The organism is Acidimicrobiia bacterium, from assembly GCA_036396535.1.
In the GTDB taxonomy this organism is placed as follows: Bacteria; Actinomycetota; Acidimicrobiia; order Spongiisociales; family UBA5794; genus DASWKR01.
In genome coordinates this window covers 81,033-97,466 of record DASWKR010000057.1, presented here as the reverse complement: position 1 = coordinate 97,466, position 16,434 = coordinate 81,033, and the positions used below count along the sequence as shown (strand labels likewise).

The 16,434-nt window shown below is 68.0% G+C and carries 12 protein-coding genes; 6 read left to right on the top strand and 6 right to left on the bottom strand.

The window, feature by feature from the left end; genetic code table 11:
* The first annotated feature begins 50 nt into the window (after nucleotides 1–50).
* On the top strand, nucleotides 51–1,172 hold the full coding sequence (locus VGC47_10245; protein ID HEX9855685.1) for a ScyD/ScyE family protein: 1,122 nt from the start codon (nucleotides 51–53) through the stop codon (nucleotides 1,170–1,172).
* 57 nt (nucleotides 1,173–1,229) lie between these two features.
* Here the strand turns inward: VGC47_10245 and VGC47_10240 are convergent, their stop codons facing one another.
* The 3 genes from VGC47_10240 to VGC47_10230 all read right to left on the bottom strand — a co-directional run bounded on the left by VGC47_10240 (nucleotide 1,230) and on the right by VGC47_10230 (nucleotide 3,078).
* On the bottom strand, nucleotides 1,230–2,225 hold the full coding sequence (locus VGC47_10240) for an ATP-dependent DNA ligase (protein ID HEX9855684.1): 996 nt from the start codon (nucleotides 2,223–2,225) through the stop codon (nucleotides 1,230–1,232).
* Between the two features lies 1 nt (nucleotide 2,226).
* A complete protein-coding gene (locus VGC47_10235) occupies nucleotides 2,227–2,553 on the bottom strand; it encodes a cupin domain-containing protein (protein ID HEX9855683.1) in 327 nt (108 codons plus the stop codon).
* A gap of 108 nt (nucleotides 2,554–2,661) precedes the next feature.
* The gene (locus tag VGC47_10230; GenBank protein HEX9855682.1) at nucleotides 2,662–3,078 is read right to left on the bottom strand and encodes an Hsp20/alpha crystallin family protein; all 417 of its coding nucleotides are present in this window, start codon (nucleotides 3,076–3,078) and stop codon (nucleotides 2,662–2,664) included.
* Nucleotides 3,079–3,222: 144 nt separating this feature from the next.
* Between VGC47_10230 and VGC47_10225 the strand changes: the two genes are divergently transcribed.
* The 5 genes from VGC47_10225 to VGC47_10205 all read left to right on the top strand — a co-directional run bounded on the left by VGC47_10225 (nucleotide 3,223) and on the right by VGC47_10205 (nucleotide 13,001).
* Entirely contained in the window at nucleotides 3,223–5,241 is a 2,019-nt protein-coding gene (locus tag VGC47_10225; GenBank protein ID HEX9855681.1) for an ATP-dependent helicase, read from the top strand.
* 145 nt (nucleotides 5,242–5,386) lie between these two features.
* Nucleotides 5,387–8,473 (top strand): GAF domain-containing sensor histidine kinase, encoded by a 3,087-nt coding sequence (locus VGC47_10220; GenBank protein ID HEX9855680.1) that lies wholly within the window; start codon nucleotides 5,387–5,389, stop codon nucleotides 8,471–8,473.
* A 229-nt stretch (nucleotides 8,474–8,702) separates the two neighbouring features.
* Complete coding sequence (locus tag VGC47_10215; protein ID HEX9855679.1) at nucleotides 8,703–9,293, top strand: nucleoside deaminase; 591 nt, start codon at nucleotides 8,703–8,705, stop codon at nucleotides 9,291–9,293.
* A gap of 1 nt (nucleotide 9,294) precedes the next feature.
* Nucleotides 9,295–10,764 carry an FAD binding domain-containing protein gene (locus tag VGC47_10210; protein ID HEX9855678.1) on the top strand — a complete coding sequence of 490 codons (1,470 nt, stop codon included), beginning with the start codon at nucleotides 9,295–9,297 and terminating at the stop codon, nucleotides 10,762–10,764.
* The gene (locus VGC47_10205) at nucleotides 10,761–13,001 is read left to right on the top strand and encodes a xanthine dehydrogenase family protein molybdopterin-binding subunit (protein ID HEX9855677.1); all 2,241 of its coding nucleotides are present in this window, start codon (nucleotides 10,761–10,763) and stop codon (nucleotides 12,999–13,001) included. The genes VGC47_10210 and VGC47_10205 overlap by 4 nt, the downstream gene beginning before the upstream one ends.
* Here VGC47_10205 and VGC47_10200 read toward each other — a convergent pair.
* Genes VGC47_10200 through VGC47_10190 form a run of 3 tightly spaced genes read right to left on the bottom strand, consistent with a single transcriptional unit; the run spans nucleotide 12,991 to nucleotide 16,434 of the window.
* A complete protein-coding gene (locus VGC47_10200) occupies nucleotides 12,991–13,929 on the bottom strand; it encodes an ABC transporter permease (protein HEX9855676.1) in 939 nt (312 codons plus the stop codon). The two genes, VGC47_10205 and VGC47_10200, sit on opposite strands and share 11 nt — an antisense overlap.
* A gap of 1 nt (nucleotide 13,930) precedes the next feature.
* Complete coding sequence (locus VGC47_10195; GenBank protein ID HEX9855675.1) at nucleotides 13,931–14,968, bottom strand: ABC transporter permease; 1,038 nt, start codon at nucleotides 14,966–14,968, stop codon at nucleotides 13,931–13,933.
* Nucleotides 14,965–16,434, bottom strand: a complete 1,470-nt coding sequence (locus VGC47_10190) for an ATP-binding cassette domain-containing protein (protein ID HEX9855674.1) — start codon at nucleotides 16,432–16,434, stop codon at nucleotides 14,965–14,967. The genes VGC47_10195 and VGC47_10190 overlap by 4 nt, the downstream gene beginning before the upstream one ends.

Genomic DNA, 16,434 nt, shown 5'->3' with positions numbered 1-16,434 from the left:
GACGTCAAGGCGGGTAGCTTGGCCTCGTTCCACACGAAGGGAGTAGGGGAATGGTCAAGAGACATCTTGTCCTGGCGGGCGCCGCCGTACTCACGGTGACCCTCTTGCCTGGTGTCGCAACGGCGGGAGACACGTCGGGCGAAGCATCATGGGAGGTCATCGCCGAGGGCCTCAACAACCCGAGAGGCGTGCACGTACGGGCGAACGGGGCCGTCCTCGTCGCTGAAGCGGGCCTCGGAGGCGACACAGGCATCTGTGTAGCCGACCCAGAGGATCCGGAAGCCGAGGTGTGCCTTGGGCTGACCGGCTCGATCACCCGGGTGCGCCACGGATCGAGCAAGCGAGTCGTCGAGGGTCTCCCGAGCTTCGCGGCGGCCGATGGCTCTGCGGCGATCGGGCCGTCGGACGTCTTGCGGCGGTTCGGTCGCACATATGCGACGGTCGGGCTCGGGGGCGATCCATCCGCCATCCCCGGCTTCGGTCCCGACGGTGAGCTGCTGGCGTCGCTCCTCAAGATGAAGCCGCATCGGGGAGTCGTCCGGCAGGTCGCCGACATCGGCGAGTACGAGATCGCAGCGAACCCGGACGGCGGTCCTCTCGACACGAATCCGAACTCGGTGACGACCCGGCGCGGCAAGCTGTACGTCTCGGACGCCGGAGGCAATGCCCTCCTCGAGGTGAAGAAGGGCGGCGCGGTCTCCACCGTCGCCGTCTTCCCGGTCCAGTTCGTCGATGCACCCCCGTTCCTCGGGCTGCCACCCGGGACGCAGATCCCGATGGACGCTGTCCCGACATCTGTGGTCGTCGGCCCCGACCGGGCTTTGTATGTCGGTCAGCTCACCGGATTCCCGTTCCCCGTCGGCGGCGCCGCGGTGTGGCGGGTTGTTCCCGGCCACGAGCCGGAGGTGTTCGCGGACGGATTCACGAACATCATCGACATCGACTTCGGCCCCGACGGGCGTCTCTACGTGCTGGAGATCGCCACCAACTCGCTGCTCGGTGATCCGGGAGGGGCGCTGTGGGCCGTCGACCACGATGGGTCACGCCATCTGCTGCTGAGCGAGCCGCTCTTCTTCCCCGGCGGCATGGACGTGAGCCGCTCCGGCGACGTGTACGTGTCCAATTGTGGCGTCTGCCCTGGTGTGGGCGAGCTCCTCAAAGTCAGCCTGTGAACAGTTGACGAGGGGGGCGGGGTTCATCCCGCACCCCTCGTGCCCGCATGTCGGCGGTCAGTCCGTCCAATGCTCGTCGACCTTCTTGGACGGTTGGACTCTCGGCGGCTCACCCGGCATCTTCGGGTAGTGGGGCGGCCATGGTGCCTCTCCGAGGCCCCGCTCCTCATCTTCGGCCACCATCTCCATCGCCTTGTCGAGCCGGCCGGCGGCGTCGTCCATGCCCGCAGTGAGGTCTCCGACGTCATCCCAGCGGCCCTTGAACGACATCAGGTCGAGCGCCTTGTGATCGATCGTGGCCAGCTCGTCCCATGAGAACGGCGTCGAGACCCATCCCGTGTGCCGCACCGAATAGGCGCTGGCGATCGTCTTGTCCCAGGCGTTCTGGTTGAAGTCGATGAACACCCCCGTGCGCTCCTCCTTCCACCATGCGGTCGTCGCCAGATCGTGTCGCCTCTCGACCTCCCTGGCGATGGCGAGGCCCGCTCGCCGGAGCTCGTAGAAGTCCCACTCCCGCTGAACCCTGACGTAGACGTGGATGCCGCGGTTACCCGAAGTCTTCGGCCAGCCGACCAGTCCGATCTCGTCCAGGACGTCCTTCACGGCGAACGCCACATCTCGGGCCGCCTCGAAGTCGTAGTCGTCGGTCGGGTCGAGGTCGATGCGGAGCTCGTCGGGGTGCTCGAGGTCGTCGGCTCGCGCATTCCAGGGGTTCAGGTCGAGGCAGTTCATCTGTGCCATCCAGATGACGTCTCGCTCGGTGAGCGGGGCGAACATCTTGCCGGGACGAGCTGACGGGAACGTCACGTCGACGAGATTCGACGCGTCCTTGGGGCGCTTGACGAAGAGCGGAGGCTCCGACACGCCTCCGTTCCACCTCTTGAGGAGCGAGGGCCGGTTGCGCACGCCTCCAAGCGCCCCGGCGACGCACATGACGAAGTGCTCGACGACGTCGAGCTTCTTCCATCCCTGCTCGGGGAACATCAGCTTCTCCGGGCTCGAGATGCGGAAGGCCTCCCCGGCCACCTCGACGTACGTCTCGCTCACCGCCACGTCAGCTCCCGTACTGCTTGGTCTCCGGCCTCTCGAGGAGGAGGGCGTGCGAGACGACGTCGGCGACCGGACGGTGCTCCACACCGGCAGGCACGACGAAAACGTCTCCTCGGCGGAGCATGACCGGGCCGTCGTCCGCCAATTCGATGCGGAACTCCCCATCCCAACACAGGAAGAGCTCGTCCTCGTCGTGGTGGTGCCATGGGAACACGCCTTCGAGCCTGGCGAGACGGACTACCGCATCGTTCACCGACACGACGTCCTCCGGCAGCCACGGTCCTGCGAGGTCCCGGATCAACTCGTCTATCGAGACGGGGTCGGCGTCCATCCTGCCGATCGTACTTCCCGGGGCTCGCCCGACGGTTCGCGAAAGAAGAGGCGGCCCGCCTCATGACGAGACGGGCCGCCGGTGTCAGCGGTTCCGTGGGAGGAAGAGTTACCGCTGCACGTCCACGTTGACCTTGCGGGGGAGGATCTCAGGCTTCTTCGGGATCACGATCTCGAGGATCCCGTCCTTCGACGACGCCGAGATGGCCTCAGGGTCGGTGCCCTCCGGGAGGAGCACGGTGCGCTTGAAGCTGCCCTCTGCGATCTCCTTGCGGTGGTAGGCGTCCTTGTTCTCCTCGGACGAGAGCGTCCTGGAGCCGGTGATCATCAGCGTGCCCGCCTCGACCGTGACGTCGAGGGAATCGCCGTCGATACCCGGCAGCTCTGCCCGCACCACGAGCGTGTCCTCGCGGTCGAATACATCCAGACGAGGCATCCACGTCGACAGGCGAGTCATGCCTCCTTCGTCGAACATGCGGTCGAAGTCCCGCAACATGCTGAACGGGTCGAATCGTACCATCGTCATTGCTCACCCTCCATAGTTCTCAGTCTCTCGCGTCATTTAACTTGAGTATATCACCTTCATATTCTATGACAACTCCTGCTTGCGACCAGCCACCGTGCCGCCAAAACCACCCCAGGCGAGCACCCAGCCCCTAGGATCGAACGGATGTTCGCCGCGACGATCGAGGATCTCAACGCCGAGCAACGGGCTGCCGTCGAGCACGGCGGGGGTCCGCTCCGCGTCGTGGCCGGAGCAGGCACCGGAAAGACGAGGACGCTGGCGGCGAGGGTGGCGGCCCTGGTCGATGGTGGCGTTCCACCGGAGCGAATCCTGCTGCTCACGTTCACGAAGCGTGCCGCAGGCGAGATGCTGCGCCGCGCCGACAGGCTCATTCGCGGGCGACCGGTCGGCAGGGTGTGGGGCGGCACGTTCCATGGCACGGCGCATCGGCTCCTGCGACGCTACGGGGAGGCCGTGGGTCTCGACCCTTCCTACACGATCCTCGACCAGGCAGATACCGAAGGCCTCTTCGGCGTGCTGCGCGCCGAGGCGGACATCGACCTGAGAGAGCGGCGCTTCCCGAGGAAGGAGACCATCGCGGCCGCCTACGGGCGGTGCGTGAACGCCCAGGAGCCGCTTCACCAGGTCTTGGCGCAACACTTCGCGTGGTGCTCCGACCACGAGGCCGCCCTGGCCGGCATCTTCGTGGCGTACTCCGACCGGAAGCGACGCCACAACGTCCTCGACTATGACGACCTCCTCCTCTACTGGCGCGCCCTGCTCGGATCCGAGTCGGGTACCGCAGTCGCCGGGCTGTTCGACCACGTGCTCGTGGACGAGTACCAGGACACGAACGCCGTCCAGGCCGACATCCTCGAGGCCCTGTGCGGCTCGACCGGCAACCTGACAGTCGTCGGCGACGACGCCCAGGCGATCTATGGGTTTCGGGCTGCGAGCGCTGGGAACCTCTTGGCCTTCTCAGAGCGGTTCCCCGGCACCGTGACGGTGTGGCTGGAGGAGAACTATCGCTCGACGCCTCAGATCCTCGCCCCGGCCAACGATGTGATGGCGCCGGCCATCGACGTCATCCCGAAGCGGCTGTGGTCTCGACGGCGCGACGGTCCGGTGCCCGAGCTGGTGACATGTGCCGACGAGGGGGCCCAAGCCGACCTCGTGTGCGACCGCGTGCTCGAGCGTCGCGAGCGGGGCGTCTCTCTGCGCGAACAGGCCGTGTTGTTCCGGACCGGGCACCACTCGGCAGGGCTCGAGCTCGAGCTGGCGCGGCGCGACATCCCATTCGTCAAGTTCGGCGGTCTCAAGTTCCTCGAGGCTGCCCACGTCAAGGACCTCGTCGCCATGTTGCGAGTCCTCGAGAACCCTCGGGACGAGCTCGCCTGGAACCGGGTTCTCATGCTGGTGCCGGGCGTTGGCCAGGCAACCGCCACCAGGGTCACGTCCCTCGTGCTCGCCGATGGCCGGGACGCCACCGCCCTGTGCCGGGTCGATGTGAACCTCCCCGCCGAGGCGCGGCCGGCCTTCGAGGCGCTCCAGGCGGGGCTCGCCGGGGCCGCATCCACGCCGTCTCCGGCCGAGCAGATCGAAGCAATGCTCGAGTTCTGCGAGATCACGTTCGAGCACTGCTACGACGATCCGGGGGTGAGGCTCGGCGACCTCGACTCCCTGGTCCTCATGGCGGCGCGCCACGAGACCCGGTCGAGCTTCCTCGCCGAGCTCGCACTCGATCCCCCTGTCAGCACGGGCGCCCTGGCCGGCGCTCCGCATCTCGACGACGACTATCTCGTCCTCTCGACCATCCACTCGGCGAAGGGTGGGGAGTGGCGGGCAGTCCATGTGATCCATGTCTCGGACGGCAACATCCCATCCGACATGGCCCTCGGCGAGCCCGGCGGCCTCGAGGAGGAAAGGCGTCTGCTGTATGTCGCACTCACTCGAGCGCGTGACGAGCTCGTCGTCAGCGTGCCGCAGCGCTATTACCACCGTCGATTCGGTGCAGACGCGGCGTACTCGTATGCACCTCCGAGTCGGTTCCTCGAAGGGGTCGGTGAGCGCTTCGTCCGGAGCTACTCGGGCGTCGACCCGGTGACCGAGCGCTCGTCCGGTTCGGACCGGCGGCTCGATCCCGTCGCCGAGCTGCTCTCTGCCCTGTGGACGCCTAATCCGTAAGTTTCGCCGGGATCGAACCGATATTCCTGGAGGAAGCCAGATGACTCCTCTGCAGCCAGGAAGGTGAGATGGGCGCGACAGAGCGCAACGCGCCGGAGCGCGACGTGCCAGCACGCCTCCCGGTCGATGCGTCGCTGAGGCGCTCGTGACGATCCACCCCGCCTCTCACGCGCCGCCGACCGTGGGGCGCTCTCTCGTCAAGGGTGGCGCCGAGTCGGTTTGGCTGCTCCTGGCGACCATCGTGGCGGCGGCCGCTTCGCTCGGGACGGCCATGCTCGGCATGGAGCCGCTCACACCTGACAGCCGAGCGGGATTCTGGCTGCTCGCCGCCGGGTTCTACGCCGCCGAAGTCGCCGTCGTGCATCTCCGGGTCAGGCACCATGCCCACTCGTTCTCCATGGGCGAGGTTCCGTTGGTCGTCGGGCTGGTTGCGGCCGCCCCGCTCACGCTGCTCGCCGCGCAGGTGGTGGGTACGGGCGTGGCCCTCGCCGTCCACCGCCGCCAGGCCCCGCTGAAGCTCACCTTCAACCTGGGCCAGCTCGCCTTCCAGTCGGCGATCGCCATCGTCGTTCTCCGGGGCCTCCTCGCAACGGGAGCCTCCCTGGAGTCCGCCTCCGGATGGATGGCGGTCGGCTTCGCAACCCTCATCGCCTTCGGCCTGGCTGTGGTGCTCATCAACGGCGCCATGCGGCTGTCCGGGGCGGAGCTCGAATCGAGTGAGATCAACAGCACGGTGGCGTTCGGCAGCGTCGCGACTGTGATGAACGCCACGCTCGGCATCGTGCTGTATCACGTCATCGTTGCCGATCCGATCGTTGCGATCCCTTCCGTCGTCGTTCCGGGAGCTGTGTATCTCGGATACCGCGGCTTCGTCAGCAGCGGCAACGAGCGGGAGAAGCTCGGCTGGATCTACGAGGCGACGAGGCTGCTGCATGAAGCCGAGGACATCGAGATCGGCATTCGTGACGTACTCGGCCACGCCCGGCACGTGTTCGAGGTGGAGCGCGCCGCCGTGGTGCTGTTCTCGAGTGGCGGGCTCAGCGCCTTCCGGACCATCGTCGGCGAGCAGGGCGTCGAGGCTGGCATGGCTCAGGTGTCGACGATCGACTCGTCCGGCCTGGCTTCGTACGCCGAAGCGATGACGGGGCCCGCCGACCTGGCACCCAGCGATCCAGCGGTGCCGGGCCTCGACGCCACGCGGCCGGCGATCGCCGCACCGCTCGACGCCGATGGCACGACGATCGGCATGCTTGTGGCGTCGTCGCCGATGAGTGACTTGCGCCGGTTCGACGCTTCGGACCTCAGACTGCTCGGCGACCTGGCGCGCCAGGTGTCGATCGGAGTTCGCAACAGTCGGCTCGAGCGATCGCTCAGCGCCGTGCAGGAGCTCACCGAGGAGCTCGGCGAGAACGTGGCCATGCTCCAGGCCATCGCCGAGTGCTCACGGGCGCTGTTCATGGCTCCCGACCAGAACGGGCTCGCCGTCGCGCTCGAATCCGTCTCCAGTGCCATCGCCGCCTCATCCGTCTTCGTCGAGAGGAACGTCGACGCGGCAGGGATGCGTACCTCGCGGGTCGTCGAGTCTGTGGGCGTCCTGAAGGAGACCCTCGACCGCGCCCCGGACCTCTCCTGGAACGAGCTCCACGCGGTCGCCGGGTGGCTGTCGGCAGGATCCGTCGTCTCGATGCCCTTCTGGGAGCTCAAAGGTCAGGAGAAGGAGCGCTACCGAGACGATCGAGCGGACGTGCTCATTCGGCTTCCTGTGATCGTGAGGGGAGAGTGGCTCGGGACGGTCGGAGCGACGACCGCCGAGGAGGCATCGCGCATCGTCGAGCCGGGAACGGCGGGGGTGCAGGCACCGGGTTCCGAGCGACCGCCGCCCTCCGCCGAGCCGGACCGGACGACCCAGGTCACCGTCCTCCAGACGCTGGCAGACATGATCGGCGTCGCATGGGATCGCGAGTCGTCGCGCGCCTGGCTCGAGGAGCTCGTCAACGACCTCGATCGTCGCCACGTCTTCGAGACGGCCCTGATCGCGTCGTCACAAGCCCTGCTCGCCGACGCCGACGACCAGGCCGTGACCGTGGCACTGGCTGCGCTGCTCGAGGCCACGACGGCCGACTACGTCTACGTCGAGATGAACTACGAAGACCCCGACATGGGCCTGTGCTCGCGGATCATCCACGAGGCGCAGCGTGACGAGGTGTCGGGACGCGAGGGGGACTTGCCGTGGTTCGGCGGCCCTCACGCAGATTTCCCGGAGATGCTGGACGGGCTCTCGTCCGGGCGGGCGGTCCACGTCATAGCCAGTGAGCAGACGGGCAAGGCCCGTGAGATCTACGAGGCGGATGGGTTGCGCTCGGAGCTGGTTCTGCCGTTCTACATCGACGGTGCATGGGCGGGCTCGGTCGGGTTCGCCGACTATCGCGAGGAGCGCTCCTGGAGCGAGCACGAGGTGGCTGCGCTGCGGGCCGCGGCAGACATGATCGGCGCATACCTCGAACGGAGGCAGACGCTCGAGCGCCTTGGAGCCCTCGTCAGAGCGAAGGACGAGTTCATCGCCAGCGTGTCGCACGAGGTGAGGACTCCGCTCACCGCGGTCGTCGGACTGGCCGAGGAGCTCTCATCGGATGACGGCACGCTCGGCGCGGAAGCGACGGCGGAGCTCATCGATCTGATCGCCGACCAGAGCCAAGAGGTGGCGAACATCATCGAGGACCTGCTCGTTGCCGCCAGGGCCGACACGGGCTCGATCAGGGTGATGCCGGTTGCCGTCGATCTCAAGGAGCTCGTCGACACCGAGCTCGTCAGCGGTCGCTTCGTCGAGATGGTCGGCCGCGGCAGACTCGCCGTCGAGGTGCCTAGCTTCGTCGTGTGGGCCGACCCGACCCGGGTGCGCCAGATCCTCCGCAACCTCATCACGAATGCGATGAGATACGGAGGCGACGACGTGCGCATCACGGCCCGAGACAGGGGTGGGAGGATCCGGCTCTCGGTCGTCGACAATGGTCCCGGGATCCCCCGGGAGGACCGGGAACGGGTCTTCGCTCCTTACGAGCGGGCGCACAACAGACCGACTCAGCCGGGATCCGTCGGGCTCGGCCTCACCGTCGCCAGGAGGCTGGCCGAGCTCATGGGGGGTACGCTCGCCTACCGCTACCTCGACGGATGGAGCCAGTTCGAGTTGACGCTCCCGGCGCCGGAGATGGTGATGGCCGGCGATCCGGCGTGACGGGCGCGCCGAGGCGCCCCGACGCTGCCTGAGATGAGGCAGGAGCCCCGGACCATCCGATCCGTCGATGCCGAAGCGCCCACCTGCTGCCCCGGAGAGCGTGCCGGCGCACCCAATCGCATCTGCCGCTCGCCGGCGCGGCGAAGTCTGTCGAGCCAGGCTCATCCGGGAGCGAGGTGCCGGCTAGGGCGGCAGGTCCGGGCAAGCGCGGTAGCCTCGACTCCCGGCGATGGATTCCAAGCTCCTCAGAGTGAGTATCGACCTCCCCGAGTGGATGGGCGAGGCCGTCGGGTCGGCATCCGTGGAGTGGCCGGACGACCTGGTCCGCATGGATCTCGTGCTGGCGCTCGCACGTCGCAACGTCGAGGAGGCCACGGGAGGGCCGTTCGCAGCCGCGGTGTTCGAGTCGGCGAGCGGAGCACTCGTCGCAGCCGGCCTCAACGTCGTCGTGCCGAGCGCCGTCTCGATAGCTCACGCCGAGATCGTCGCCATCGCCATCGCCTGCCGGGCCGTCGGGTCGTACGACCTCGGTGCTCCCGGGCTCCCGGCGATGGAGCTCGTCACGACGACGGAGCCGTGTGCCATGTGCTTCGGCGCGGTGCCCTGGTCCGGCGTGAGGAGGCTCGTGTGCGGAGCGCGTGACGAGGACGCCACCGCCGTCGGCTTCGACGAGGGAGCCAAGCCGGTCTCGTGGGTGGCGGCGCTCGAGTCGCGCGGCATCGAGGTCGTCCGCGATGTTCGCCGGTCCGAGGGCGCCGAGTTGCTCGCCGACTACGCGTCGGCCGGGGGCGTCATCTACAACGGACGGAGGGGTGACTGAGATGCACCACGCGCAGCGTCACCTGGCCCGTCCGACCACCGTCGAGATCGTCGGAGCCCTCGATGAGGCGCTCACCCTTCTCCAGACACACGGCACCAGGGCGCGGATCATCGCCGGCGGCACCGACCTGCTGCTCGAGATCGACCGAGGCGTGCGCACCGGTATCGAAGTCCTCATCGACATCACGCGCCTCGACGGCATGTCGGACATCGAGGTGGCCGGTGGCACGGTGGTGCTCGGACCGCTCGTGACCCACAACCAGGTCGTCCGCTCCGCCGCCGTCGCCGAGCTCGGATCGCCGTTGCTCCAAGCGTGCTGGGAGATCGGGTCGCCGCAGCTTCGCAACAGGGCAACCGTGGCAGGCAACCTCATCACCGCCAGCCCTGCGAACGACACGATCTCGGCGCTCAGAGCCCTCGACGCATCGGTGTCGCTCACCTCGACACGTGGCAGCCGATCGGTGGCGCTCGCCGACTTCTACACGGGCGTGCGTGGCACCGTCATGGAGCCGGACGAGGCGCTCACCGAGATCCGGTTTCCGGCGATCCCGGAGACGGGGCGCGGCGTGTTCGTCAAGCTCGGCTTGCGTCGCGCCCAGGCCATCTCGGTCGTGCACGTCGCCGCCGTCGTCGTGTTCGACGGCGAGCGGGTTGCCTCGGCGCGGATCGCCGCCGGGAGCGTCGCTCCGACGATCATCGACCTGACTCCCGTCGAGGAGATGCTCCGGGGCGCCACCCTCGACCCGGTGACGATCGGAGCCGCCGCCGACCTGGCCGCCTCCATCCCGAGCCCGATCGACGACCTGCGAGGCACGGCCGACTACCGGAGAGCGGAGCTCAGGGTGATGGTCGAGCGTGCCCTGACGGCGCTGTCCGACGATGCCGTGGTCTCACCGGTCGATCCGGTGACACTGTGGGGCGCCGTGCGGCACGGGCACTTTCCGACAGGACCGGAGTATCGAGCCCACGTCGAGGCGGGCACCCCGGTTTCCGCGAGGATCAACGGAGAGCGGGTAGTCGCCGCCAACGCTCCCGGGAAGACGCTCCTCGATTGGCTGCGGGATGACGCCGGCCCGGCTTCGGGTGGGTCGCTCACCGGAACCAAGGAGGGCTGTGCCGAGGGAGAGTGCGGAGCGTGCACCGTCTATCTCGACGGGATCGCAGTCATGGCGTGCCTCGTCCCTGCGGCGCGGGCGTCCGGGGCGGACGTGGTCACGATTGAGGGCCTCGGCGATGGGGACCGGCTCCACCCACTCCAGGACGCCTTCGTCGAGTTGGGCGCCGTCCAGTGCGGCTTCTGCATTCCCGGGTTCCTGATGGCCGGCGCCAAGCTGCTCGAGGAAGTCGAGAGCCCCCGCCGGGATCAGGTGAGGACGGCTCTGAGCGGCAACCTGTGCCGCTGCACCGGCTACTACAAGATCATGGACGCCGTCGATGCCGCCGCGGCACAGCTCCGTGGAGACGTCCCGTGAGCATCGGCACCTCCCGCAGGCGGGTCGATGCGATCGGGAAGGTGACGGGGGATGCCCTCTACCCGGCGGATCTCACTCCCGGCGACCCCCTTGCGGTCAAGGTCGTCTTCTCAGATCAGCCGCACGCCAGGATGACCGGGATGGACGTCACGAGCGCACTCGGCGTCGCCGGGGTCGTGGCGGTGTTCACTGCGGCCGACGTGCCGGTCAACGAATACGGGCTCACGGTGTTCGACCAGCCCGTGCTCGTCGGCGTCGACGCCACCGGCCGTAGCGAGGTCCCGTCGGACGTGAGCAGGTGGGAGGCGGACCAGATCGCGGTCGTCGTGGCGGAGACGGTGCGGGCTGCCGCTCTCGGAGCGGCGGCGATCCACGTCGAATGGGAGCCGCTGCCACTCGTGGCGGACATCGACCGGGCGCTCACCGACGAGATCCTCGTCCACCCCGAGAAGGGCACGAACGCCTACGTCCACTACAAGGCCCGCAAGGGCGACATGGAGGCAGGGTGGGCGGCCGCCGACGTCATCATCGATGGCACGTACCACGTCCCCCATCAGGAACACGCCTACCTGCAACCCGAGGCCGCCGTCAGCTACATCGACGATCAGGGTCGCGTCACCGTCGAGATCGCCGGGCAGTGGACCCACGAGGATCGCGCCCAGATCGCCCACGCACTCGACCTGGCCGAGGATCGAGTGCGCGTCGTGTACCCGGCGATCGGCGGCGCCTTCGGGGGACGCGAGGACATGTCGCTCCAGATCGTCATGGCGCTGGCGGCCATGCGGCTCCACGAGCGGGGCATCCGGAGGCCGCTGCGCTGTGTGTGGTCGCGCGAGGAGTCCATCGTCGGGCACCACAAGCGTCATCGTGGCGTGATCCATGCCCGCTGGGGAGCGACGACGCAAGGTGACATCGTCGCCGTCGAAGCGGACGCCTACCTCGACGCCGGGGCATACAACTACACGACGAACAAGGTCGCAGGCAACCTGCACTTGACGGTGGCCGGCCCGTACGAGATCCCCAACGCTCGCATCGACACCTACGGCGTCTACACGAACACCGTCCCCGGCGGGGCGTTCAGAGGATTCGGGGCTCCCCAGGGAGCCTTCGTCGCAGAGGCCCAGATGACCAAGCTCGCCGCGGCGCTCGGCATGGACGCGGTGGCGCTGCGCCTGCGCAACGGGTACCAGGAGGGAAGCATCGGCATCGCCGGAACCGCCATGCCGGAGGGCGTCAGCCTCACCCAGGTCATCGAGGCGTGTGCTCAGGCGGCGGGATGGCCCGAGGGCGGCAACGATGCAATCACGGCACCATTCAGCGCCTTCCAGTCGCTGCCGGCGAAGCGAGGGGCCGTTCGGTCGGGCCGCGGGTTCGCCTGCGCCTACAAGAACATCGGATTCTCGTTCGGGTTCCCCGAGAGCTGCACCGCCGAGATCGAGGTGCACGGCGACGAGGAACCGAGTGGTGCCGTCCTCTACCACTCTGCCGCCGAGGTCGGCCAGGGAACGCACACGGCCCTCACCCAGATGGCTGCCGAGGCACTGGGACTCCCGGTCGAGGACGTGGCGGCCGTCTGGTCCGACACGGCGAGAACGACCGATTCGGGCTCGGTGTCGGCGTCACGGATGACCTGGATGGCAGGCAACGCCATCCTCGGGGCCGCCGAGGAGGCGATGAAGGCGTGGAACGACGGCGCCAGGCCGGCGACCGGACAGTTCCGTTTCGTGCCGCCCCCGACGGAGCCGCTCGACCAACACGGCGGGCCCTCGGAGCCGAACTTCGCTTACGGCTACGTTGCTGAGACCGCCGACGTCTCGGTCGACATCGAGACGGGCCACGTCGTCGTGTCGTGGGTCGTCTGCGCCACCGATGTCGGCCGCGCCGTCAACCCGACGCTGATCGAGGGCCAGATCGAGGGGGGAGTCGTCCAAGCGCACGGGTACGCGGTCACCGAGCACCTCCAGCTGGGCGAGGGGCGCATCCTCAACCCGACGCTCAGCACGTATCTCATCCCAGGCATCGGCGATATTCCTGAGCGGGTCACGAGCGTGATCGTCGAAGTGCCGGACCCGCGCGGGCCATGGGGCGTGCGCGGCATGGCGGAGATGCCATTCATCCCGTATGCCGCTGCGGTGGCCGCCGCGATGCATGACGCGACAGGTGTGTGGTTCGATGAGTTCCCGCTGACGCCGGGCCGAGTCGTCGCCACCCTCCGGGCGAACGGCGTCACTCCCTGACGAACACAGAACCACTTCCCGCAGGAGCGCTGCTCGCCAGGAAGTTGCGCCATCGTGGGTAGCGGTCGCCGAGGCGCTTGAACCACTCCGTGTTGATGAGCGTGATCATCAGGATCATGAGTAGGAACGGGAGCTGCGTGAGGACCTGGAGGAAGTCGCCGAATGTCTCCTGGAACTGTCCGGCGACGAAGAGCAGGCCTCGGTACAGATAGCAGGCCGCCGCCACCCTGAGCGGGTGCCAGCCGCCGAAGATCACGAAGGCGAGAGCGATCCAGCCGAGGTTCGTCGTCAGGTTCTCGCGCCAGCCGGCGATCTGATCGAGTGACACGGCTGCGCCCGCAACTCCGACGAGTCCTCCGCCGACGAGTGTGTACAGGTACCGCAGGCGGTTCACCGCGATGCCCCTGGCGAACGCCGCCTCGGGGCGCTCGCCGACGCCCTGCAGCTCGAGTCCTGGTCGGGTCCGGTAGATGAACCAGTACGCCAGTCCGACGACGATGTAGCTCCCGTACACGGACACGTTGTGCGTGAACAGGATCTCGCCGATCCAAGGGACGTCGGACAAGAGAGGCACGTCCCATGCCGGGACCTTCGGTCCCGACACGCCGACGTACGAGTTCCCGAGGAAGTTGGCGAGCTGTCGCCCCAGGATGAACAGGACGAAGCCGACGGCGATCTGGTTGAGCCTCAGCCGGATGCTCGAGAAGGCGACGATTGCAGAGGCTGTCATCGAGACGGCGACGGCCGCCGCGAAGCCGACGACGACGCTCCCGCTCACCGATGCCGCTGCGAAGGCGGTCATCGCAGACAGCAGGATCGTGCCGTCGAGCGACAGGTTGATGACGCCCGCCTTCTCGCTGATCGTCTCGCCGATCGTGGCGTACACGAGCGGAGATGCTGCCGCGACGATGCCGGCGAGGACTTCCACGTCAGGCCTCCTCTCCCTGACGCGCCGTATGGCGGGCGTGGCGGGCTTGCCAGCCGCCGACGACGAGGATGGCCAGGACGAGCACACCCTGGATCACACCTGCGAGGTCCGAGTCGATGTTCAAGCGCAAGCTGAGCTGCGTGCTCCCCACCAAGACCGCCGCGAAGAACAAGGCGATGGCGGGGGTCCAAAGCGCCCGGAACCCGGCGAGGAGGACGACGAGTATCGCCAGGAAGCCGTAGCCTCCCGAGACAGCAGGCACGAGCTTGTGGTGGAAACCGAGAGCCTGGACCGTCCCGGCGACGCCGGCGAGCGCCCCGCAGATCGCGAACGAGGAGAGCATGTACCGCTTCGTGCGCACGCCCATGAGGAAGGCACTGAACTCGTTCCGGCCAACGGCCTTGAGCCGGAGCCCGTAGCGCGTGCCTCGCATGAGCACGAAGACCACGGCGACGGAGATGAGTGCGAGAGCGATGGCGACCCACGAGTAGTCGCCGACCGTCGGCAACCAGTACTCGGTGGGGAACGGATCTGTGCCGCTCGTCGAGGCGATGCCCGCTCGCGACCACGGCCCGATGATCAAGTACACCGCCACCGACCCGGCCAGGAAGGTCAGCGCCACGCCGGAGAAGATCTCGTGCACGCCGAAGCGGGTTCGCAGCCATCCCGGGACGACGGCCCAAGCCGAGCCGAATGCCGTGCCGACGACGAAGGCGATCGGGATCACGACGACGGCCGGCATGGTCAGCTCGCGAACCACCAGGGCTGCGCCGATCGCACCGGCGATGATCTGTCCCTCGACGCCTATGTTCCACATCCCTGCCTGGAACGTCACGATGAGCCCGGCAGAGGCGAGGACGAGAGGCGACCAGGTGATGAGGGTGTCCGGGATCTTCTCGAGGCGTCCGAGCGATCCGTCCCACAACTGGCCGAGCGCCTCGATCGGCGGAGCGTCGACCACGAGCAAGAGTCCGACCGTGGCCGCCAGTGCCAGCGCAATCGAGATGAGCGGCGCCTTCATGCGGCTCAAGCGGCTCACGCCGGCCCTGACCTGCCGCCGATGAGGTGTCCCAGCTCGTCCGGCGTCGTCGACGGTGTCTCGACGACGCTGATGACCCTGCCGGCGAAGAAGACGGCCACCCGGTCGCTGTAGCGCAGGAGCTCATCGAGGTCGGCGGAGGCGAAGATGATGGAGGTGCCGGAAGCCCTCCGTTCCAGGAGGCGGTTCCACACCCACTCGGCCGACTCGATGTCGAGGCCCCTCGTCGGATGCTCCAACAGGAGCAGCCGGGTGGCGCCGGGCATCATCGCCAGCAGGAGCCTCTGCTGGTTGCCTCCGGAGAGCGACTCGGCCGTGGAGGCCGCTCCGCCCTTGATCGAGTACGCCCGGATCCCCTCGTCCGCCCTCTCGGCGGCGGTGCCCCAGTCCACGAAGAACGAGGTCCTGTCACTCGTCAGCTCGAAATGCTCGGCGAGGCTCATCCCTCTCACCAGGCCTTCCTCGAGACGCCCGGCCGGGAGGTAGTGGACACCCGCCGCCCTGAACTCCCGATAGCCCGAGCCGGCCATCGCCCGGCCCCCGATAGTCAGTGACCCGCGCCGCGGCGGGATCAGCCCGGCGCAGGCCTGCAGGAGGGTGCGCTGCCCCGAGCCCTCGAGGCCGGCGAGGCCGAGCACCTCTGCCTCCCGCACCTCGAGGTCCAACTCGGAGACGGTGACGAGACGCTCGGTCACCGTGACGCCGGCGAGCCTGACCGCTATGTCGCCGAGGGCGGCGGGCAGCCGGCCGGGCGTCGTCGTGATGTCGCCGAACATCAGCTGGACGAGCTGGTGGGCGGGGACGGGCATCACTGCGTCCCCCACCACTCTTCCGTGCCTCATCACGGTCACCCGATCGCAGAGTTGCTCGATCTCCTCGAGTTTGTGCGAGACGAAGATGACGATCATCCCGTCCTCCGCCAGCCTCCTCAGCACTTCGAAGAGCTTCTCGCGCTGCGAGGCCGAGATTCCGGTCGTCGGCTCGTCGAGGATCAGCACCCTGGCGCCGAGCCAGAGCAACCGGGCGATCTCGAGCTGCTGACGCTCCCCGACCGTGAGGTTCCTGGCAAGCGTGTGGGGGTCGAAGGTGAACCCGTAGCGCCGGGCCGCTTCCTCGAGGCGGGCGGCGCCTTCCTTTCGGTCGAGCCGGACACCTCCTCCGCTTCCTGCCAGGAAGTTGTCGAGCACGGTGAAGGGCAAGAAGACGAGCGGATCCTGGTGGAGCATTCCGATGCCTGCCGTGATGGCATCCGCCGGGGAGCGCAAGTCGATCGGTGTCCCGTCGATGGCGACCTCACCCGAGTCGGCTTCGATGAACCCCGAGATCACTTTCATGAGGGTCGACTTGCCTGCGCCGTTCTCGCCGAGCAGCCCATGCAGCTCCCCCGGTTGGAACGTGAGTGTGACGCCGTCGTTGGCGCGCACGGGCCCGTAGTGCTTGTGGATGTCCCGCAACTCGAGCGCCAT

What these genes read in the sequence shown, in the direction of transcription:
- VGC47_10245 (HEX9855685.1), top strand. Translation starts at nt 51, where the DNA reads ATGGTCAAGAGACATCTTGTCCTGGCGGGCGCCGCCGTACTCACGGTG.
- VGC47_10235 (HEX9855683.1), bottom strand. Translation starts at nt 2,553, where the DNA reads ATGGACGCCGACCCCGTCTCGATAGACGAGTTGATCCGGGACCTCGCA.
- VGC47_10230 (HEX9855682.1), bottom strand. Translation starts at nt 3,078, where the DNA reads ATGACGATGGTACGATTCGACCCGTTCAGCATGTTGCGGGACTTCGAC.
- VGC47_10225 (HEX9855681.1), top strand. Translation starts at nt 3,223, where the DNA reads ATGTTCGCCGCGACGATCGAGGATCTCAACGCCGAGCAACGGGCTGCC.
- VGC47_10215 (HEX9855679.1), top strand. Translation starts at nt 8,703, where the DNA reads ATGGATTCCAAGCTCCTCAGAGTGAGTATCGACCTCCCCGAGTGGATG.
- VGC47_10210 (HEX9855678.1), top strand. Translation starts at nt 9,295, where the DNA reads ATGCACCACGCGCAGCGTCACCTGGCCCGTCCGACCACCGTCGAGATC.
- VGC47_10190 (HEX9855674.1), bottom strand. Translation starts at nt 16,434, where the DNA reads ATGGCGCTCGAGTTGCGGGACATCCACAAGCACTACGGGCCCGTGCGC.